Source organism: Deinococcus sp. YIM 134068, assembly GCF_036543075.1.
In the GTDB taxonomy this organism is placed as follows: domain Bacteria; phylum Deinococcota; class Deinococci; order Deinococcales; family Deinococcaceae; genus Deinococcus; species Deinococcus lichenicola.
Genome location: NZ_JAZHPF010000010.1, coordinates 98,111 through 117,498 on the forward strand (window position 1 = coordinate 98,111; position 19,388 = coordinate 117,498).

A 19,388-nucleotide genomic window follows, 5' to 3' on the forward strand; every position below is an offset into this window, starting at 1 on the left:
CGGGAACGCGCCGCATTTCCCATGAGAGGTGGGTGGTAGGCTCAGAAACGGTTATGGACTCTTACGACGTAGTGGTGATTGGCGGCGGCCCCGCCGGGTACGTGGCCGCGATTCGCGCCGCGCAACTGGGCCTGAAGACCGCCTGCGTGGACGCCTTCGAGCGCGGGGGCAAGGGCAGTCTCGGCGGCACCTGCCTCAACGTGGGCTGCATCCCCAGCAAGGCCATGCTCGACTCCAGCGAACGCTTCGAGATGATCAACCACGAGGCGGCGGAACACGGCATTCAGGTGGACGGCGCGCGGGTGGACCTCGGCAAGATGCTGGGCCGCAAGGAAGCCGTCGTGGACAAGCTCACGGGCGGCGTGGCCTACCTCTTCCGCAAGAACAAGGTGACGAGCTTCCACGGCCTCGGTCGCCTCGTGCGCTCAGAAGGGGACGGCTGGGTCGTGGACGCTGCCGGAACCGAGGTCCGGGCGAGGAACGTCATCGTGGCGACGGGCAGCAGCCCCCGCGAGTTGCCGCTGGCCCCTTTCGGCGGGCACATCGTCGAGAACAGCGGCGCGCTCGCCTTCACCGAGATTCCCGCCCGGCTCGGCGTGATCGGCGCGGGCGTCATCGGCGTGGAACTCGGCAGCGTATGGCGTCGCCTGGGGGCGCGGGTGACGGTGCTGGAGGCCCTGCCCGGCTTCCTGATGGCCGCCGACGAGGCCGTGAGCAAGGAGGCCCTCAAGCAGTTCCAGAAGCAGGGCCTGGACTTCCACTTCGGGGTCAAGATCGGGGCGGTCGAGCAGAGCGACGCGGGCGTGACCGTCACCTACGAGGAGAACGGGGGGGCGGTCACGGCGGAGTTCGACAAGCTCATCGTCTCCATCGGTCGCGTGCCCCACACGGCGGGCCTGGGGGCGGAGGCGGTCGGGCTGGAGCTGGACGAGCGCGGCTTCGTGCGGGTGGATGGACACTACCGCACCAACCTCCCCGGCGTGTACGCCGTTGGCGACGTGATCGGCGGCGCGATGCTCGCCCACAAGGCCGAGGAGGAGGGCGTGGCGGTCGCCGAATCTATCGCCGGAGGAGCCGGGCACGTCAACTACGACGTGATCCCCTGGGTGATCTACACCAGCCCCGAAATTGCCTGGGCGGGCCTGACCGAGCGGCAGGCGAAGGACAAGGGCCTGAACGTCAAGACCGGCCAGTTCCCCTTCAGCGCCAACGGACGCGCGCTCGGTCACGGCGACCCGCGCGGCTTCGTGAAGGTTGTGGCGGACGCCGATACCGACCGCATCCTCGGCGTCCACATGATCGGCCCCAACGTCTCCGAACTGATCGGCGAGACGGTGACGCTGATGGAGTTCGGCGGCAGCGCGGAGGACCTCGCCCGCACCGTCCACGCCCACCCCACCCTCAGTGAGGTGGTGAAGGAGGCGGCGCTGGCGGCGGACAAGCGGTCGCTGCATATGTAGGGGAAGACGGAAGCATTCCCAGCCTCACGGCCTCACCATTGACGAACTGGGGGGGCTGGGCTATGCTTCCGGGCGTGCTGAAAAGCACCCCTTGAGAGGGCGGCGAGGCGCGGAGACAAGCGTGATGCCGTGGGTGTGGCCCCATCGTCTAACGGTTAGGACACTACCCTTTCAAGGTAGCGATACGGGTTCGAATCCCGTTGGGGTCACCACCGAAAAAGCCTCCGCCTCGGCGGGGGTTTTTGCTTGGGCCGCTCGGGCAGGGCCGCTATAGTGACGCCCGTGACGCGACCTGCCGAGGTTCCCGCGCCGCCGCGCTGGATCACGCCCTGGCTCGCCGCGCTGCCTGCCCTGTACGTGATCTCCCCGCTGGCTCTGCTGGCCCTGCCCTACTTGCGACGGCTGCCACGTCCCGTGTGGTGGGTCCTGGGCTTCTACGCGCTGAGCCAGCAGCTTCCGGCGCTGTTCTCGCCCGAGCCGCTGCTCGCCAGCCTCCTGGCCCTGGCCCGCACGGGGCTGATGTTCGGGTTGATCGGGGTGGGGGTGGCGCTGCGGGACGCCCAGCGTCTGCAACCCCTCGCCCTCGGGCTGGGCGTCGTCTATGTCACGGCGCTGGCCTCCGGTGCCCTGGGTGGCGCGGACCTCCTCGTCAGCCGCCTGTCGCACCCGTACATGACGTCCATCACGCTGGGGCTGGCAGGCGCGCTCGGCGTGTGGCTGGCCCTGTTCACCCAGGGAAGGCTGACCTGGCGAGTTCCGTTCGGCCTCCTTGCCCTGGGGGTGCTGCTGCTCTCCGGGAGCCGGGGACCGCTGGCCGCCACCCTGGTGGGGTGCGCGGCGGGCTTCGTGATCCGGCGGGGTTGGCGGCTGTTCCTCGGCGTGCTGGCGGGTGCCGTCCTGCTCGCAGGAGTCTTGTCCCTCGGGCAGCGCCTGGAGCTTGACGCGATTACCCGCCTGGGCAGCGCGGACACCACCGGGCGGGACATCGTGTGGGAAAACACCCTGAGCGTGATCCGGAGCGAGCCTTGGAGCGGGGCGGGCAGCTACCGCCTGGGCCAGCACCTGGCTGCGCCCGGTGACGCCTGCGAGTTGTGGTCGGCGCCGGACGGGCAGGCCCAGGTCTGCCCGGGGTGGGTGAGGAGGCTCGGCAGCCCGTGGCTCATCGCCCACAACGTCTCGCTGCAACAACTCGCCGAGACGGGGCCGCTGGGGTTGCTGGGCCTGTTCGTGCTCCTCGGGGCGGTCATGGGCGCGGCACTGTGTCAGCGTCATCCCCTGGGGACGGCGGTGATCTCCGGCCTGCTCGTCGCCACGGTCAACGACAACACGCTCCTCGTGCCCAGTCCCTTTTTCGCCGAGGTGTTTTGGGTCGTGGCCGGGAGCCAGCTTCTGCATCTGCGGCGGCTTGGCGTGGGCATGGGGGCACTTACTGCCGCACTGATGCTTGTGTTGTCGGCCCCGCTGCTGGCGAGTGCGCTGCCCTTCCCGCCCAGTCTGCCGCCCCGGCTCGCCCTGCTCAACGCCCCCTCCACGGTGAGCGACCCGCGCGGTTACACCGCCTTCGCCCGCTTCGACCTGCCTCCAGGCCGTTACCGGGCGTCGCTGCACAGTTGCCTGAGGAGCTGCGCCCGGATCGTCAGCCTCCCCTTCACGGTGGACGCCGAAGGTGCGCCGGGGGTTATGCTGTCCGGGTCACTGCGTCCAGTGCGGCGGCAGACCCTGGAGTTGCGGCTGCACCCTGGAACCTCCTCGTTGCGTCTCCAGCCCCTGGGAACGCGCCGCTGGACGGTGGAGGTGCGGCCTTGAGAGCGTGGCCCGTCCTCGCGTTCGTCCTGTCGCCGCTCGTTACGGGTGCCCTGCTGGTCGGCCTCGGGCAGAGAGTGGGAGGCGCGCCCGCCCTCGCCGTGGCGCCGCCCGAACAACGCTGCACTCAGCCCCCCGTTTACCGGGTGGGGTACAAGCGGGAGGACAACGGCATCCTGCCGCTAGGGGCCGGCTTCTCCTTCCAGGGAGTCGCTTGGCTGGAGGTGAACCTCTGCTCGCCCGGCACCCTCGTCCTCACCGCCGACGGCGAGGTGGCGGGCGGCGAGCCTCCGGTCCTCCACGTCGCCCTGAACTCGCGGACCCTCCTGAGCGAGAGCTTCCGGGAGCGCCGAACGCTGCGGCTGCGCATTCCCGAGGCTGGGCTTCTCACCCTGAGTTATTTCAACGACTACTACCGCTCCGAGGCCCGGGTAGCGACCCTGGAGAATTTCCGGGTCCAGGGCGCGGGGTGCCAGGGCCTCCGGGCCGTGAACGTGCCGCCGGAGACGGGGGGAGCATGGTGGCCGGACCTCAACCTCGCCTCGCTGGTCTCCAACGTCCCGATGTCCCTGACTCCCTGCGGTCCCGGCGAGCTGACCCTGCGGGTCCTGGGCCGGGCGGGCGGCGGCGCTTTTCCCAAATTGACCTTCACCCAGGAGGGCCGCACCCTGCTGGAGGTCGAAACCGGGAAGCGCCGCCGGGCCGTACGCGTGGCCGTAACGGGGGTCCCAGTCCACATCACGCTCACCAACCCCTTCTTCCGCCAGCTCGCCGACCGCAACCTCAACGTTCGCCGCCTGGAGTTCCGGCCCGACCCACCCACGTTGCCCTGAGCGCCTCCCAGCGTTCAATGTTCAGCGAGACGTCGGCGGGCAGGGCGACCGGGGCGTCGGCGCGGCGACCCTCGCGCACATCGGGACGGCGGCGCCGGGCCAGGTCATAGACGCTCTTGCGCTCGGTGACGATGTGCAAGACCTCATCGGGAATCGCGTGCGCGTGAAGCACCGCCTCGGCGACCAGCGGTGCGATGACGTCCACGTAGTCCTGCCCGGTAAAGACGTCTACGAAAGCCACCGGGTACTGGAAGTCCCGGGGACGAAAACTCGTGCGCAGGATCAGGTGATTGTGAGCGGCCCGCGCCGCCGCCTCCGCGACGAGTTTGGTCAGGGCGTAGTAGTTCACCACCGGACCCGGCGTGTCGGTCTCGCGGTAGCCACCCCGGTCGCCCGAGAACACGTAGTCGGTGGAGATGTGCACGAGCTTCGCCCCTACCTCGTCCGCCGCCCGGGCGACATGCCGGGTGCCCTCCACGTTCACCCGCCAGCAGGTCTCGCGCCCGGTCTCCGCTGTGCCCACGTTCGTGTACGCGGCGGCGTGCACGATGACCTCCGGGCGTTCCCGGGCGATTGTCTCGCGCACCTGGCCGAAATCAGTCACGTCCATCTCCCGGCTGCTGGGGGCGACCACCCCGGGGAGCAGCGCCAGCAGCTCGCGGCCCAGCCGCCCGCTTCCACCGGTGAGCAGCAGACGCGGGCCGCTCACCGCACGCCCCCAAACTTGTTCTCGGGGATGAGCTGTTCGAGGTGCTGCCGGATAGCGGCCTCGTCGTTGCGCTCGGCATGGGCGCGCAGCCGCCGCAGGTGCTGACTCAGCATGTGGGGGTTGACCTGACCCAGCCGGGCGCTGAAAATCTCGCTGTGGGTAGTGGCCCCGACCCCCTCGCCCGACGTGAGCAATTCCTCGTAGAGCTTCTCGCCGGGGCGGATGCCGCTGTACACCACGTCCACATGCTGCGCCCCGCTCAGGCGGATCACGTCGTGCGCGAGGTCGGCGATCCGCACGGGGTCGCCCATGTTCAACACGTACACCTTGCCGTTTTCCGCCAGCCCCCCGGCCTGAAGCACCAGCCGGGCCGCCTCGGGAATCGTCATGAAGTAGCGCACCATCTCCGGGTGAGTGACCGTGATCGGGCCCCCCGCGCGAATCTGCGCCATGAAGGTCGGCACCACGCTGCCCCGGCTCCCCAGCACATTGCCGAACCGCACCGACACGAAAGCCTGCGTCGTGCGTGCGCGCGCGGCCCCGGCGGACACCACCATCTCCGCGACCCGTTTGGAGGCCCCCATCACCGAGGTCGGGTTCACTGCCTTGTCGGTCGAGATGTTCACCAGCCGCCCCACCCCGTACTCCAGGCACAGCTCGACCACGTTCTGGGTGCCGATCACGTTGTTCATGATCGCCTCAGAGGGAGCTTCCTCCATCAGCGGCACATGCTTGTGCGCTGCCGCATGAAACACCACCTCGGGCCGGTAGCGGTCGAACACCGCCCGCAGCCGGGCCTCGTCGCGCACATCGCCGATGAGCCCGATCTGCTTGATGTCCGGCCAGTCGCGCGCCAGTTCCTGCTGGATCGTGAAGATGCTGTTCTCGCCCCGACCGAAGAGCAGCACCGTGCCCGGCGCGAAGGGCATGATCTGTCGCACGATCTCCGACCCAATGCTGCCCCCCGCCCCTGTAACGAGCACCACCCGTCCGCGCAAGTACCCCGCGATCTCCCCCGTGTGCAGGTGAACCGGCGGGCGGCGCAGGAGGTCTTCCAAGTTCACGTCCCGGATTTGGTTGATGCTCACGTTACCGGAAAGAATCTCGAACACTCCCGGAATGATGCGGTAGCGCAGCCCGGTCTGCCGGGCCAGGTCCACCACCCGCCGCACGAAGTCGCCCCCCGCCGACGGCACGGCAATCAAAATCTCTTGCGCGTCCTCGCGTACCGCCACCGTCACGAGTTCGTCCACCCGTCCGAAGACGGGCAGTCCCACCGCCCGGCGCCGCATCTTGCCGGGTTCGTCGTCCAGAAAGCCGATGGGGTCAAGCCCCGCTTCCGGGTGGCGCTGCATCTCGCGCGCGATCAGGGTCCCCGCCTCCCCTGCCCCCACAATCAAGACCCGGCGCCGGGTCGGCGTATCGCGCAACCGGGTGCGCTCGTGGGCCAGGCGCACCGACACCCGGGCTGCACCCATCAGCAAGAAACCCAACAGCCCCGCCATGACCGGCACGCTGCGCGGCAGGTGCAGCCAGGTCTGCAATACGAAGCCCAGCGCGAACATCACCAGCGTGGCGAGGGCCACCGCCTGAGCAAGCACCTGGAGGTCGAGCACCCCCGCCCGGCGCCACGTCTGGCGGTGCAAGCCGTAGCGAGCTTCCAGCGCGGCCATCACGAACAGCGTCAGCAGCAGGTAGCCCCCCACGTTGGGCGGAATACCCCGGGCGAGAAGCTGTGGCTGGCGGAAGGCGTAGGCGAGGAGCGCCGCCCCCCCCCACAGGCCTAGGTCGAGAAAAAATTTCAGCCGAGCATTCGCGGTCGTCATGAATCAGAGGTCCCCGAGCATCTTAAGGCTGCCACCATGTTTTTCCCGTGCGGACGTGTTCATGTCTAGTAGACCCCGCGCCCACGCAGTACGCCCCGCACCGTGTACGCGAGCACCAACACGTCCGTGAGCGGGCCAATGTTTCGGAGGTAGGTGTGGTCGCGGCGCACCTTTTCCTCGTCGGTCAGATCGTCCCGGCCCGTGACCTGCGCCAGGCCGGTGATCCCAGGGCGCAGTTGCGAGACGCCCAGAGCCTCCCGACCCAGGAGCACAAGCTCCTGGGTCAGCAGCGCGGGGCGCGGCCCCACCAGGCTCATCTCCCCGCGCAAGACGTTCAGAAGCTGGGGCAGCTCGTCGAGGCTGGTGCGGCGCAACCAGGGACCTAGCCGGGTGTAGGGACTCAGCCCCAGGCACCGCAGGTCCTCGGTGGAGAGGTGGGGGGTACCGCGCCTCATCGTCCGGAACTTGAGGATTGTGAAGGGCCGGTGCCAGCGCCCCGCCCGCCGTTGCTGGAAGAGCACCGGGCCGGGGTCGTCCACGAAGATCGCCAGCGCCACCAGCGCGAATACCGGCCACAGCACCACGAGTCCCAGCACCGCGAGCAGGCGGTCGAGCGCCAGCTTCAGCGGCTCGTACGCGGCGGCGCGGCGGCTGACGTTCCCCGTCTCTCTTATCACGGGCGTCCCGGTCACGGCCCTCACAGCCGCCCCACCTGCCGCAGGCGGGCCACCTCCTGCGCGATCCCCAGCGCGAAGGGACGCGGGGCGTACCCCAGCTCCCGGCGGGCCGGGCTGATCTCAAAGGCCTTGTCCTCCTGGAGGCGGATCACCTGCTCGTGCTTCACAGGAAAGCCCGGCACCCGCTGCAAGACCCCCACCACGGCGGCCATTGGACCCATCGGCACGAACAACATCACGCCCCGGCGCCCGACGGCGCGAAAGGCCTCGTCCACGATCTGGCGGTAGGACAGCGCCCCTGGTCCCGCGAGGTTAAACTCCCCGCGCGCGTCCCGTACGACCGCCTGCGCAATGCCCTCGGCGAGGTCCTCCACGTGGACGGGCTGCATCAGCGCGCGCCCCGTCCCGAAGACCGGGTACACCGGCACCCGGGCGATCAGTCGCAGGAGTTTGTGCATGTTGTGGTCGCGCTCGTTGCCGTAGATCATGCTGGGCCGCAGGATCGTGACCTCCAGCGGGCTGCGGCGCATCTCCTCCTCGATCTCGCGGTACAGCGCCGAGTACGAGTGGTGCCGCGAGAAGACGCCCGTCGTCGTTACGCAAAAGGCCCGGGTGACCCCCACCCCCACCAGGGCGGGCAGCATCCGCCGCGCGTGCCGGAGGTTGGCCGTCTCCAGCAGCACGTCGCCGGGCCGCACCTCACCGAGGTAGGTTGCCGGGTCGTCGAGGTCGCAAACGTGCCACGGCACCCCGAGTTCGCGCAGCGCCGCCGTGTTCGTGGTGGGCCGCACCAGGGCCAGCACGGGCCGCTGAGGTTGCCGTGCCCGCAGCCGCCGCAGGGTATGAAGGCCGGTGTTTCCGGTCGCGCCGGTCATCAGGAGACGCGGCAGCCCATTCATCCTTTCCCCCGCCGCCCGAAGGTTCCCGCCGCACGTGCGGCCAACCCAGTCAGCACGAACGCCATGCCTGTGCCCAGAGCCAGCCTGCGGGTCCGGGCGGCCCGTTCCCGGCTCTCCGCCCACAACCGCCGATACAACATATCCCACTCCTTCCAAAGACGTTCCTGCGCGAAATCGCGCGTCACCCACTTCCGGGCCTCCTCACCGAGGCGGCGGCGCAGCCCGGGGTCCCCTGCCAGCCGCGCCATCGCCTGACCCAGGGCCTCCACATTCCCCACCGGGACCCGCAGGCCCGTCTCGCCCTCGCGCACAGCGTCGCGCGCCCCTGTCGCGTCGGTCGTCACCAGGGGCAGGCCTGCCGAGGCGGCCTCCAGCGCCACCGTGGGAAAGCCCTCGCGGTAGGTGGGCAGCACCAGCACGTCCATCAGGGCGTAGTAAGGCACCACGTCCGTCACGTACCCCGCACGCAAGATGCCCCCACCCCCGGCGAGCCGCGCCTGCGTCCCCGCGTCCACCGGGTCGCCCTCCTCGAAGTCCCCCACGAGCAGCAGCGTGGCGTTCGGGAACGTCTCCCGCACCTCTACAAAGGCCGCCACCAGCTCGCGGATGCCCTTATCCCGGGTGAACCTCCCCACGAACCCGAAGACCACCCCGCCCGGACGCAGGTTCAGACGCGCGCGCACGCTCTCGACCTCTGCTGCGCCCGCGACCACTGGCCGAATGCCGTTCACGCTGCCGTGGTGAAGGGTGACGATTTTCCTGGGCGAGGTCAGCCCCAGTTCCAGCGCCCGCTCACGCAGGCTGGGACTCACCGCCACGACCCGGTGAGCGCAGCGGATGGTCAACCACTCACAGAGCCAGAGCACCTGCCGCTTGCGGCCTGTGACCGTCTCCAGCCGCAGCCCGTGCAGGGTATAGACCCGGACTGGGACCCGTCGCGCCCACGACACCAACCCGCCCACCAGCCCTGTCTTGGGATTGCCGAAGTTCACGATCTGGGGCCGCACCCGGCACATGATCCAGTGAAGGTGCCACATGGACACGAGGTCGCGCCTTAAATCAATCTCGCGGCTGACCTCCAGCGGGTACACGGCGACCCCCTCCCGGCGTCCCACCTCCTCCAGTTCGCCACCCGCCCCCCGAGTCGAGACAAAGCACGTCTCATACCCTGCTGCCTGCATCTGGGCGAGCTGGCCCCTGAGGTACCACAGGGCGCTGTGTGGAATCGTCAGGAGGTACATCAACCTGAGATTCATGCGGGCCGTTCCTCCCGCACAGTTCCGTCCTGCCCCGCCCGTAGGCGTTCCTCCCACGCCAAGGCGTCGCGGATGCCCTCCTCCAAGCTCCGCTCGGGCCGCCAACCCAGCAGCCGGGCCGCGCGGCCCGTGTCCGCGTAGGCCCCCGCCGTGTCGCCGGGCCGCCGTCCGCCCACCCGCACCGAGAGCGGCAGCTCCGTCACCGCCCGGAAGGCGTCCACGAACTCGCGCACCGTGACGCCCGACCCGGACCCCACGTTGATCACCGTGTAGCCCGGCCCCGCGCCGTTCACGTAGTCGAGCGCCGAGAGATGCGCCTGGGCGAGGTCCCAGACGTGGATGTAGTCGCGTACGGGCGTGCCGTCGCGGGTGGGGTAGTCGTTCCCGTTGATCACGAACTCGCCGCCGCCTGCGGCCACCAGCCCCGTGAGCTTCCCCAGGATGTGCGACGGGTCGGGCTTGTAGGCACCCGAACGTAACGCCGGGTCGGCGCCCACCGGGTTGAAGTACCGCAGCGCCACCGCCGACGCCCCGAACTCGGCGCACAGGTCACCCAGTACCGTCTCGAACATCAGCTTCGAGCGGGCGTAGGGACTGAGGGGTTCGGTGGGTGCATCCTCGGTCAGCCCGCGCGAGCCGTCCCCTCCCCGGTACACCGCCGCCGTCGAGCTGAAGATCACCCGCCGCACGCCCCGCCTCAGCACCTCCTCCAGCAGCGCCGTCGCCTTGCACAGGTTCTCCCGGTAGTACAGGGACGGCAGGCGCGTGGACTCCTCCACGTCGATGCGCGCCGCGAAGTGCATCAGGGTCGAGAGGTCGGGGTGTTCGGCAAAGATGCGGTCCAGCAGCGCCGCGTCCGCGATGTCCCCCACGTAGAGGGGGTGGCCCGCCGAGAACTCCGCCCGCCCCTGGACCAGCGAGTCCAGCACCACGGGTACGGCGCCCGCGTCTGCCAACGCCGACACCACCGTGCTGCCGATGTAGCCCGCGCCGCCTGTGACGAGGACCTTCACGCCCGGCCTCCCAGTTCCGCCGCCTCACGCAGCAATAAGAGGTTGTGACTGATTTCATGGGTTATGTTCTTTAACATAAGATTATCTCCCACTTCTTGATTCATAAACCTGAAGCCAGATATCAATGATAGCGTCAATTCCATAAAGCGTATCAACCCTGTTTTTAAGCCTATTCCCCATATCAAACATTTCATCACTGTTCATTCTTATAAAACTGGACATATAGTAAGCTAAGGCAAAAGGATTATGCGGCGGTACTACAAATCCATCAATACCGTTTCGGACTATTTCTGAATTGCCGCCAACATCTGTGACAACACAAGGCATAGCGGATGTAGCTGCTTCCAGTAGAGCCATAGGCAGTCCCTCATTTTGAGAGGACATGACAAAGACATTCGATTCATCCATCAACTTATATACTTCTCTGGTCAGTCCGAGAGTCACCACTCTCTCTCCCAATCCTAAGTTATTTATCAACTCATCCACTTCCTGCCTTAGTTCTCCGTCGCCAGCTATCAAAACACGAAAATCATATCCTTGTATAGAGAGAAGCTTGGCCGCCCATATGAGGTTAGGATAGTCCTTGTCCCACACTATTCTTCCAACAGCTAAGAAGGTAAATATGTTCTGCTCGCTCCTAACACGCCTTTTTGAAAGTAGACGTGAGTATATTCCGTTGGGTATTGATCTAGACTTCGATTTTAAAATTAGCTTCTTCTGCTCATATAATTCCAAAGATTTTCTGCTGACATTAGTAGTTAAATCGGGTATATTTTTTGTCAAAGTGTATACTAGTTCCCGAAGTCGACCTCCCTCTCGTGTGCTATGAGCCGTCGATATTAAAAAGTGTGTGTCACATATAGGGCGCATTAATCTAGTGAATACGTTGGCATGGAACATATGTGCATGTACAACGTCAGGGGAGAGGCGTCGTACATATAAGATGTAACTTAGGACCTCTCTATACACACAGGTGAGATTCCCAAGATTTATGCTAAATACGTCGATCTCGAGAGATTTTAGGTGTTCGGCGTATTGCTTAGGAGGAGTCAGAGAAATAACAGTCACAAAGTGACCTCTCCTCTTATACTCGATTGCCATTCTTACAACTTGAGCTTCCGCACCGCCAAAATCGAGACCTGTGATTACAAGAGCAATCTTCATAACGATATATCCTTCATAATAGAGGAAAGTTCCGTTGCAATACGTCTATGGTCAAAATATTTCATTACTACGGACCTCCCCTCATTCCCATAAATTTCTCTAAGGTAATTACTTTCGATTAAACTGGTAAGAGCATCTATCCACTCGACACTTTTACCCGCAGAAAATCCTACGCATCCCATACTCAAGACATCTCGATTCATTCCTACCGGACTTACAACTACCGGCAGGCAACAGGACATATAAGTTAGCATTTTATAGCTACATTTTGCCCTTTCCCATTCGGTATCGGCAAGTGGCATTATTCCTATAGAGGAACTTTGTAGGCCCTCGACCTCAGATTGAGGCGTCCATTTCTCAAAGAGGTATTGATTAGGTTTGATATATTTAAATATTGGCGGTGAGTCTGATATAATCTTTAACTTCCAACTACTTTTGGTTTCGAGCAAGACATGCAACTCTTTTTCAATTCCATAAACGTACTTGAGTCCACTGCTTGATCCAGACCAAACAATAACCTCTTCCCTCTGTGAGGTTGGGCCAGGTGTAAATTTAGCTGTGTTCACGGACGTTGGCAATATCACGATGCGAGGAGCCCATGCCGAAAGATGGTCGGCTATGTAAGCGTTACCGGCTATTAAAACTTCACACCTTCCAACAATTTTTTTAATTGAGCCCAATCTAGAACTAGTCCAAATAGCATCATCAACGTCAAATGCAAAGGGAATCCTTATCAAAGCTTCCCCAGAAATGAGAGTTGATATCATCTCCCTTTGTACTAAAGCAGAGGTGTAACTTCCGGAAGATAGAGACGCCAATAGCCTTTCAATATAAGACTGTAGGAGCCAAGCAGGACGTTGGGATAATTTGCTAGGTGGATAAGAGCCATATCTCGCTCTCGAAATTTTCACGATTGTGTTCAAATTAGGTTCACCGTTTATAAATTCCGCCAATTGATCAACCCTAAAGCGTGCAGAGGGGACTGATTCTCCCTGCGTATAAGCTATGACCTTATATATTCTTTCTTCCACTTCTACTCCTGTTAGCTGCATCTTCCTTGAACAACCTTTTCTTCAAGTGACCAATCGCCGTGCTCAAAAACATGAAGAGAAAAATTACTAATAGGAATTTAATGTTAACCAACGAACCATACAGAATAGAGTCACTAAAAATGGTTCCAACAAGACCGACACACAAGATCGCATACATTACCAACACCTCTATCTTTATTGTTGAATAAATATATGCAATACCATATAACGCTCCAAGTACAATAAATATTATTGTAGCACCAACAGTAGAATATTCCTTAATCAGGGGAAAGAATATAGTGTAAACGTTTGTAAGCCTATCTGTGCTAATGGATGTCCAGGGAAAGTGTATGTCCCTTGATTCAATGTCAAAACCCAAACGCTGAGGAATTACAGAAAGGGCGTTTTGTACATTTTGATGGTTTTCGAACAACAATATCTCATCGAAGTTGTTAGCGAACGCGACCGTGCCTCCAACTATGTAGTCTAGCGCCGCCGTAGTAATTCTCTCACTTGTGCCATAACTTCTAAGTCCGGCAAAATTAACCATAAATAAACCTGCTATTAAAACAGATAGACCTCCTCCTAGCATAATTACCAAGGCTGGAACCTCCTTCTTTGGTCGCATTGCCATGAACAGAAAGCTGTTTGCCATCACAACGTTTAACAAAGGTATTTTAGATCCAGTGTAGAACGCGTATGCTAGGGCAGTAAGGAACGTGATTGAAAACAATAAAGCAGTGCGCCAACTCTTCAACTTAAGGTAAACGGCAAACGCAAACATACTATTTACCAAACTAATAAGTACAAAGTTTGATAAAAGCGTATCGCCGCTTTCACCATCTAGGCTGTTGCGCCTTATTTGATATAATATGCTGAGGCCACTTTCGATATTCTGAGACTGTTGATTTATGTAAGATGGAAGGAGAGACAAACATACGATCGTCACAATGAACGCAACAAATTCTAGATTCTCCGACACGTTTAAATTCCTTTTCAGCCTACGCTTACCCACTGCTATAGATAGGATGAGTGCCGATATACAAAACAACGAAACCATTATTATTATATAAGCGATTATCTCTAATTTAATTTCATTAAACATACTCCTTGAAAAATAAATGAGAATCATAACAGATCCCCAGACTCCAGATAATATAGCCGAAGGATGTAATATTGATTTGAATATCATAACTGTGAGCGTTACTAGTATAAGAGGCAGAATGCAAAAGATTAGCATCACTTTATACCACCCCCAGCCCAAATTCTATACCAATACACCATATTGAAGATAAATATGATGCTGTAGGAGCAAGCGGATACATATGATGCTCCCATAGCGCCATAATTTGGAACTATCAAAATATTAGCCGATAGGAATAACACGGATACAAGACCAGTTATGAGTGAGTTGATTCTCACGGCTCCGGAAGTAACCCAAAGTGGAGCAAATAGTGCCATGGAAACAATCCCGAAGGAGGAAAAACTTAGCACCGAAAGATATCTAGACGCTGCTGAATACTCTCCTCCAAATATAATGTAAATAATATTATTAGAAAAGTAGGTGAGAGTAAGGCAGAAGATACCAGCAATTACAATGCTCATTCCCAATGCGAACGCTATGATATTCCTCCCATCCGTTTGGGAAGTAGAAAGACTTGAATATGTCATGGAGGATATAGTTTGCGGCAGGATCGATATTGATATCAAGACTTGGGCTGCTACCTGATATAAGGCCAGCTCCACTTTTGATGATGAAATTCCTATAATAAGTTGATCCAATTGCGACATAGTGGCCGCAGCAACCAAGCCCATGTGTATAGGGAGGGCGTACTTCAACATAGAGATGAAATCGCCCCACTTCATTTTTAAAAATAACTCTGATGCACTTGATTGCACGCTCATCAGGATGATAATAATCAAACCACAAGCAATCGAAAGAACTACATGAAATGGTGAACGTGCGACTGCAAGAGAGGCGAAGGTTAGAACAAGCGTGACAGTTCTGCCCACAATCGATGCAAAATTATAATTGTTAAGCTTGGACCCTCTAATTGAAACAGAGCGAGCCACAAACTCTACTACCTGCATGCCAGCGGCAAGAGAAATGCCTAAAGATGCGCCAATTCTATTTATTAAATTCACATCTTCTAAAATCATGAATGAAAATACAACACCCGCAAACATACAGATTGGGAATATAATTAAGCTTGAATACCATATTTTATCTGCCTCTACTTGCATCATTTTTTTGTGAAACACGACATCCCACAAGCTTAAGCCTACAAATAGAGATATAATGTTGAAAAGATTGAGGTACATCGCCAATTCTCCGCGAGACTCTACGGTGAGTAGTCGTGCAGATACAATGGAAATAGCAAACATCGAAGCTGCGGTGTAAACTCTTGCAGTTAAAGTTCCAGCAAATTGAGCAAAGATGTAGAAATACCTTTTGCTACCCCTTATCTGCATCCCACAACTCCTCCCCGAAATGGTTCCAGGGCAGGCGTCCCTCGTTGGGGTCCTCGAGGTTGAACTGGGCGTCCATGCTGTAGAGCAGCGTCGCTCCCTGTTCTCCGGCCTGGTAGCCGTGGGCCACGCCGCTGGGGATATACACCAGTGTGGGTTGCTCACCACTCAGCACCAGCTTGCGGCGCACGCCGAGGGTCAGGCTTCCGGCGCGGCAGTCCACCAGCCATACCGTAAGCTGTCCCGCAATGACGCACCAGACCTCGTTCTGCTCCTCCTTCACATGGATGTGAAAGGCGTTGATGCGGCCCGGAGCGGCCCACGACACGCTGATCTGGCGGGGCACGAGCTGACCGGGGAGGCCCTGCACGCCCTCACCACCCAGCCGCAGGTACTCCATGAAGGCGCCGTTCTCGCTCCGGTTCTTGCGGAGGGGATGGGTCCAGACACCCGCGATGGCGGGAGCGGGCGGGTAGGTCTCGAAGCTGAGAATGTCGTTGTATTCGGGGGCCAGTTCTATCTTCATGGGGTGCGTCTGCCTTCCCGGGCGAGCTTAAGGAGGTAACGCCCATACTGATTTTTGGCGAGGCGCTGTCCCTGCTCGCACAGCTCGTCGGTGCTGATCCAGCCGTGCCGCCATGCCACCTCCTCGGGCGAGGCGATCTTGAGGCCCTGGCGGTGCTCGATGGTCTGGATGAAGTGGCTGGCCTCCAGCATGCTCTCGTGGGTGCCGGTATCCAGCCACGCGAAGCCCCGGCTCATCACCTGCACGTCGAGCAGGCCCCCTTGCAGGTACGCCGTGTTCACGTCGGTGATTTCCAGCTCGCCGCGCGCCGAGGGCCGCAGCCCCCTGACGATGTCCACCACGTTGCGGTCGTAGTAGTACAACCCGGTCACGGCGAAGTCCGATCTCGGGGCGGCAGGTTTCTCCTCGATGGACAGCACCCGGCCCGCGTCGTCGAAGTCCACCACCCCGTAGCGTTCGGGGTCGCTGACCTGATAGGCGAAGACGGTCGCGCCCTCGGCCTTGCGGCTAGCACCCTCCATCAACTCGGAGAGGTCGTGCCCGTAGAAGATGTTGTCCCCCAGGATCAGGGCGCTGTCGTGCCCGGCCACAAACTCCTCGCCGATGAGAAAGGCCTGCGCCAGCCCCTCGGGCCTCGGCTGCACGGCGTACTCCAGTCGCAGGCCCCACTGGCTCCCGTCGCCGAGCAGTTGCCGGAAACGCGGCGTGTCCTCGGGTGTGGAAATAACCAGAATGTCGCGGATGCCGCCCAGCATCAGGGTCGTGAGCGGGTAGTAGATCATCGGCTTGTCGTAGACGGGCAGGAGCTGCTTGGAGACGGCCAGGGTCGCCGGGTACAGCCGGGTGCCGCTCCCGCCCGCGAGGATGATGCCCCGGCGTGACCGGATGCCGCCCAACGAAGCGTCCGTCATCTCGCCGCATTCCCCGCAAGGCGCTCGGCGTACTGGCGGTCGTAGTACTCCCGGAACTCCCCGTTACGGATGGGTTCCCACCACGCGCGGTTCTCCGCGTACCAGCGCGCGGCCTCGGCCACCGCCTGCCGGGGGTCGTACCTCGGCTCCCAGCCGAGCGCGCGCAGCTTGTCCACGTTCATGGAGTAGCGGCGGTCGTGGCCCGGGCGGTCGGCGACGTGCCTCACGAGGCTGTGGTCCTTGCCTAGCGTCCTCAGCACGATGTCCACCATCTCCAGATTGGTCATCTCGCGGCCCGTGCCGACGTTGTAGACCTCCCCGACCCCGCCGCGCAACAAGACCGCCTCGATCCCGGTGCAGTGATCATAGACATGGGCGTAGTCGCGCATCTGCTTCCCGTCACCGTAGACAGGCAACGGCTCGCCGAGGATGGCGTTGGTGGAGAAGAGGGGCACGGCCTTTTCCGGGTACTGGTACGTCCCCACATTGTTCGCCCCGCGCGTGATGGTGACGGGCAGGCCGTAGGTGATGTGGTACGCCTGCACGAGCTGATCCGCTGCCGCCTTGCTCGCCGCGTAGGGGCTGCGGGGCGCGAGGGGGTCGGTCTCGACGCTGCTGTGCCCGTCGGGAATGTGGCCGTACACCTCGTCGGTGCTGATGTGGTGCAGCCGCAGCCCCAGCTCGCGCGCCACCTCCAGCAGGACGTGGGTGCCGCGCACATTCGTCTCCGTGAAGACGAGCGGCCCGAGGATGCTCTGGTCCACATGCGTCTCGGCGGCGAAGTTGACGATCAGCCGAACGTCGTTCTCCCGGCAGGCCGCGCGCACGGCGTCCAGGTCGGCGATGTCGCCCCTCACCAGCGAGAGGGTGGGGCGGTCCCACAGCCCGGCGAGGTTCTCCTCGCGGCCCGCGTAGGTCAGCTTGTCGTACACGACCACGCGGTCTTCGGGGTGGTGCTCCAGCCAGTAGCGGACGAAGTTGCTGCCGATGAAGCCGCAGCCACCCGTGATGAGGAGGGTCATACCTTCATTCCTTCCTTGCGCGGCGTGTAGGAGTACGAGTACCCGTAGCTCGACTCCTCACGTGCGTCGGACTTGTTGATGACGAACCCGAGCAGGTTCAGCCCCGAGCGCTCCGCCCGGCGGATGGCGCTGCGAACGGCCTGGATGTTCGTGCGGCCATACTCGGTGACCATCAGCACGGCGTCGGCGTGGGCGCCGAGGACCAGCCCGTCGGCGAGGGCGAGCAGGGGCGCGCTGTCGAGGAGCACGATGTCGTACTTCTGCCGCCATAGCCCCAGCGCCCGGCGGATGTCTGCCTGGTTGAAGACCGAGAGGCTGTCGTGCAGGCCGGGGCCGGCGGGCAGCATGTCCACGCCCTCCTCCACCCGCAGCACCTGCACGTCTTCGGGGTGGATCAGGGCCTCCTGGGTCGTGCGCACCCCGCCCGTGCCGACGAGTTGATGCCACTCGCCGCCCTCGTGGAACTTCTGCCACACCGCCGCCTGGGTCCCCCGGCGCAGGTCCGCGTCGATGATCAGGACCCGTTGGCCGCTGGACGCGAAGCCGTCGGCCAGGGTGGCGGTCAGGCTGCTCTTGCCCTCGCCGGGGGCGGTGCTCGTCATCATCACGACCGGATGCGCCCGGCCCGGCAGCGCGGTGAGCAGGTTCACCCGCAGGAAGCCGATGGCCTCGTACAACCCGGCCTGACGCGCGGCCCGCACGATGCCGCTGAAGACGATATCGCGCTTGCGCAGCCGGGGAATGACCGCCAGCGTCGGCACGTTGAGGCTCAGCAGGTCGTCTTCCGTGCGAACGGTGCGGTCGAGGACGGTCAGGAGCGTCACCACCCCGGCGGCGAGGAGCAGCCCCAGGAAGCCCGCCAGCGCCGCATTCCGCAGCGGCCTGGGCGCGGTGGGCCGGGCGGGTTCCACTGCCCCCGCCAGCAGGCTCAGCACGCCGGTCGCCGAGTTCTCCAGGATGCCGACCTGCGCGAGGTTGTCCTGCACGGTGGCGCGCCGGGCGATCAGCGTCTGCCGCTCGACGGGCGTCCGTCCCGCCTGCGCGAGTTGCCCGTCGATCTGGAGGAGCTGCGCCTGGAAGCCCGCCTGCGCCCGGCGCACCGTCTGAAGGGCGCGGCCCGTGTCCCAGGACCGCAGGGCGTCCACGGCGAGGTTGGCGAGGGTCTGCGCCGCCTGCGGAGTGCGGGCGCGGGCGCGCAGGGTGTAGATGCCGTTCCCACCGGGGTCCAGCCGGGAGGTCAGGGTCATCGTCCGCAGCCGCTGCTCGCTCAGCTCGCGCCTGAGGCGCCCCACCAGCCGCTCGCGCTCGGCGGCGGGAATGGCGGCGCTCGTCCCGACGGCCCGGATGAGGGGGGCGATGACCTGGGTGCTTTGCAGGGCCTGGGCGACGGCCCCCTCGGGCAGGGGCGGGGCCTTGACGACCGCGCTGCCGAAAGGGCCTTCCTGCCCCTGGCTGTTCGCGGCGATCAGGCTGGCATTGGCCTCGTAGACGGGCGGCTGAGCACGCGACCACACGAAGGCGACGAGGGCGAGCAGCGCCGCCGTGCCCAGAATCCACCCCAGGCGCCGGCGCACGCCCCGCCACAACACCGCCAGGTCGATCTCCTGCTCGGAACGGTCAGCCACGGCGGTTGCCTTCCGAACGTCTTGCGAAAGTCGTCATCCCGGGCAGCCTCTCGGGCTGCGAAGGGCAAAGCTGTGGCCCACTAGGGCCGACAAGGGGTTGGTCATTGTCTCTCCTGAAGAGGGTGCCCGTGAGGAGGCATTCACCAGCACTTTATACCAGCGTA

17 protein-coding genes and 1 tRNA gene are annotated in these 19,388 nt (G+C 62.4%); 4 read left to right on the forward strand and 14 right to left on the reverse strand.

Annotated elements, in window-relative coordinates:
* Window positions 1–53 precede the first annotated feature (53 nt).
* The 4 genes from lpdA (at window position 54) to V3W47_RS11565 (ending at window position 4,096) form a co-directional block, all read left to right on the forward strand.
* Window positions 54–1,460 (forward strand): dihydrolipoyl dehydrogenase, encoded by a 1,407-nt coding sequence (gene lpdA / locus V3W47_RS11550; protein WP_331825360.1) that lies wholly within the window; start codon window positions 54–56, stop codon window positions 1,458–1,460.
* Between the two features lie 137 nt (window positions 1,461–1,597).
* A tRNA-Glu gene (locus tag V3W47_RS11555) sits at window positions 1,598–1,672 on the forward strand.
* Between the two features lie 70 nt (window positions 1,673–1,742).
* Window positions 1,743–3,266: an O-antigen ligase family protein gene (locus tag V3W47_RS11560; protein WP_331825361.1), complete on the forward strand. Its 1,524-nt coding sequence runs from the start codon at window positions 1,743–1,745 to the stop codon at window positions 3,264–3,266.
* Window positions 3,263–4,096 carry a hypothetical protein gene (locus tag V3W47_RS11565; RefSeq protein ID WP_331825362.1) on the forward strand — a complete coding sequence of 278 codons (834 nt, stop codon included), beginning with the start codon at window positions 3,263–3,265 and terminating at the stop codon, window positions 4,094–4,096. The genes V3W47_RS11560 and V3W47_RS11565 overlap by 4 nt, the downstream gene beginning before the upstream one ends.
* Here the strand turns inward: V3W47_RS11565 and V3W47_RS11570 are convergent.
* The 14 genes from V3W47_RS11570 to V3W47_RS11635 all read right to left on the reverse strand — a co-directional run bounded on the left by V3W47_RS11570 (window position 4,047) and on the right by V3W47_RS11635 (window position 19,224).
* Entirely contained in the window at window positions 4,047–4,805 is a 759-nt protein-coding gene (locus V3W47_RS11570; RefSeq protein WP_331825363.1) for an SDR family oxidoreductase, read from the reverse strand. The genes V3W47_RS11565 and V3W47_RS11570 overlap by 50 nt on opposite strands.
* Complete coding sequence (locus tag V3W47_RS11575) at window positions 4,802–6,631, reverse strand: polysaccharide biosynthesis protein (protein WP_331825364.1); 1,830 nt, start codon at window positions 6,629–6,631, stop codon at window positions 4,802–4,804. Before V3W47_RS11575 ends, V3W47_RS11570 begins: the two co-directional genes overlap by 4 nt.
* A 65-nt stretch (window positions 6,632–6,696) precedes the next feature.
* Window positions 6,697–7,332 carry a sugar transferase gene (locus V3W47_RS11580; RefSeq protein WP_331825365.1) on the reverse strand — a complete coding sequence of 212 codons (636 nt, stop codon included), beginning with the start codon at window positions 7,330–7,332 and terminating at the stop codon, window positions 6,697–6,699.
* Window positions 7,329–8,207: an NAD-dependent epimerase/dehydratase family protein gene (locus V3W47_RS11585; RefSeq protein WP_331825366.1), complete on the reverse strand. Its 879-nt coding sequence runs from the start codon at window positions 8,205–8,207 to the stop codon at window positions 7,329–7,331. Before V3W47_RS11585 ends, V3W47_RS11580 begins: the two co-directional genes overlap by 4 nt.
* Complete coding sequence (locus tag V3W47_RS11590; protein WP_331825367.1) at window positions 8,204–9,463, reverse strand: glycosyltransferase family 4 protein; 1,260 nt, start codon at window positions 9,461–9,463, stop codon at window positions 8,204–8,206. Before V3W47_RS11590 ends, V3W47_RS11585 begins: the two co-directional genes overlap by 4 nt.
* Window positions 9,460–10,476, reverse strand: coding sequence for a UDP-glucose 4-epimerase GalE (galE, locus tag V3W47_RS11595; RefSeq protein ID WP_331825368.1), 1,017 nt, complete (start codon window positions 10,474–10,476; stop codon window positions 9,460–9,462). The genes V3W47_RS11590 and galE overlap by 4 nt, the downstream gene beginning before the upstream one ends.
* Window positions 10,477–10,557: 81 nt before the next feature.
* Window positions 10,558–11,640 carry a glycosyltransferase gene (locus V3W47_RS11600; RefSeq protein ID WP_331825369.1) on the reverse strand — a complete coding sequence of 361 codons (1,083 nt, stop codon included), beginning with the start codon at window positions 11,638–11,640 and terminating at the stop codon, window positions 10,558–10,560.
* The gene (locus V3W47_RS11605; RefSeq protein ID WP_331825370.1) at window positions 11,637–12,671 is read right to left on the reverse strand and encodes a glycosyltransferase; all 1,035 of its coding nucleotides are present in this window, start codon (window positions 12,669–12,671) and stop codon (window positions 11,637–11,639) included. The genes V3W47_RS11600 and V3W47_RS11605 overlap by 4 nt, the downstream gene beginning before the upstream one ends.
* A complete protein-coding gene (locus V3W47_RS11610; protein WP_331825390.1) occupies window positions 12,652–13,911 on the reverse strand; it encodes an O-antigen polymerase in 1,260 nt (419 codons plus the stop codon). Before V3W47_RS11610 ends, V3W47_RS11605 begins: the two co-directional genes overlap by 20 nt.
* On the reverse strand, window positions 13,911–15,143 hold the full coding sequence (locus V3W47_RS11615) for an oligosaccharide flippase family protein (RefSeq protein WP_331825371.1): 1,233 nt from the start codon (window positions 15,141–15,143) through the stop codon (window positions 13,911–13,913). Before V3W47_RS11615 ends, V3W47_RS11610 begins: the two co-directional genes overlap by 1 nt.
* Window positions 15,127–15,666: a dTDP-4-dehydrorhamnose 3,5-epimerase family protein gene (locus V3W47_RS11620; protein WP_331825372.1), complete on the reverse strand. Its 540-nt coding sequence runs from the start codon at window positions 15,664–15,666 to the stop codon at window positions 15,127–15,129. Before V3W47_RS11620 ends, V3W47_RS11615 begins: the two co-directional genes overlap by 17 nt.
* The gene (gene rfbA / locus V3W47_RS11625; RefSeq protein WP_442877223.1) at window positions 15,663–16,577 is read right to left on the reverse strand and encodes a glucose-1-phosphate thymidylyltransferase RfbA; all 915 of its coding nucleotides are present in this window, start codon (window positions 16,575–16,577) and stop codon (window positions 15,663–15,665) included. Before rfbA ends, V3W47_RS11620 begins: the two co-directional genes overlap by 4 nt.
* The gene (rfbB, locus tag V3W47_RS11630) at window positions 16,574–17,599 is read right to left on the reverse strand and encodes a dTDP-glucose 4,6-dehydratase (protein ID WP_331825373.1); all 1,026 of its coding nucleotides are present in this window, start codon (window positions 17,597–17,599) and stop codon (window positions 16,574–16,576) included. The genes rfbA and rfbB overlap by 4 nt, the downstream gene beginning before the upstream one ends.
* The gene (locus V3W47_RS11635; RefSeq protein ID WP_331825374.1) at window positions 17,596–19,224 is read right to left on the reverse strand and encodes a polysaccharide biosynthesis tyrosine autokinase; all 1,629 of its coding nucleotides are present in this window, start codon (window positions 19,222–19,224) and stop codon (window positions 17,596–17,598) included. Before V3W47_RS11635 ends, rfbB begins: the two co-directional genes overlap by 4 nt.
* Window positions 19,225–19,388 lie beyond the last annotated feature (164 nt).

Coding starts and splice junctions, on each gene's coding strand:
- V3W47_RS11590 (WP_331825367.1), bottom strand. CDS start 9,463: ATGAATCTCAGGTTGATGTACCTCCTGACGATTCCACACAGCGCCCTG.
- rfbB (WP_331825373.1), bottom strand. CDS start 17,599: ATGACCCTCCTCATCACGGGTGGCTGCGGCTTCATCGGCAGCAACTTC.
- rfbA (WP_442877223.1), bottom strand. CDS start 16,577: ATGACGGACGCTTCGTTGGGCGGCATCCGGTCACGCCGGGGCATCATC.
- V3W47_RS11600 (WP_331825369.1), bottom strand. CDS start 11,640: ATGAAGATTGCTCTTGTAATCACAGGTCTCGATTTTGGCGGTGCGGAA.
- V3W47_RS11575 (WP_331825364.1), bottom strand. CDS start 6,631: ATGACGACCGCGAATGCTCGGCTGAAATTTTTTCTCGACCTAGGCCTG.
- lpdA (WP_331825360.1), top strand. CDS start 54: ATGGACTCTTACGACGTAGTGGTGATTGGCGGCGGCCCCGCCGGGTAC.
- V3W47_RS11585 (WP_331825366.1), bottom strand. CDS start 8,207: ATGAATGGGCTGCCGCGTCTCCTGATGACCGGCGCGACCGGAAACACC.
- V3W47_RS11610 (WP_331825390.1), bottom strand. CDS start 13,911: ATGCTAATCTTTTGCATTCTGCCTCTTATACTAGTAACGCTCACAGTT.
- V3W47_RS11620 (WP_331825372.1), bottom strand. CDS start 15,666: ATGAAGATAGAACTGGCCCCCGAATACAACGACATTCTCAGCTTCGAG.
- V3W47_RS11615 (WP_331825371.1), bottom strand. CDS start 15,143: ATGCAGATAAGGGGTAGCAAAAGGTATTTCTACATCTTTGCTCAATTT.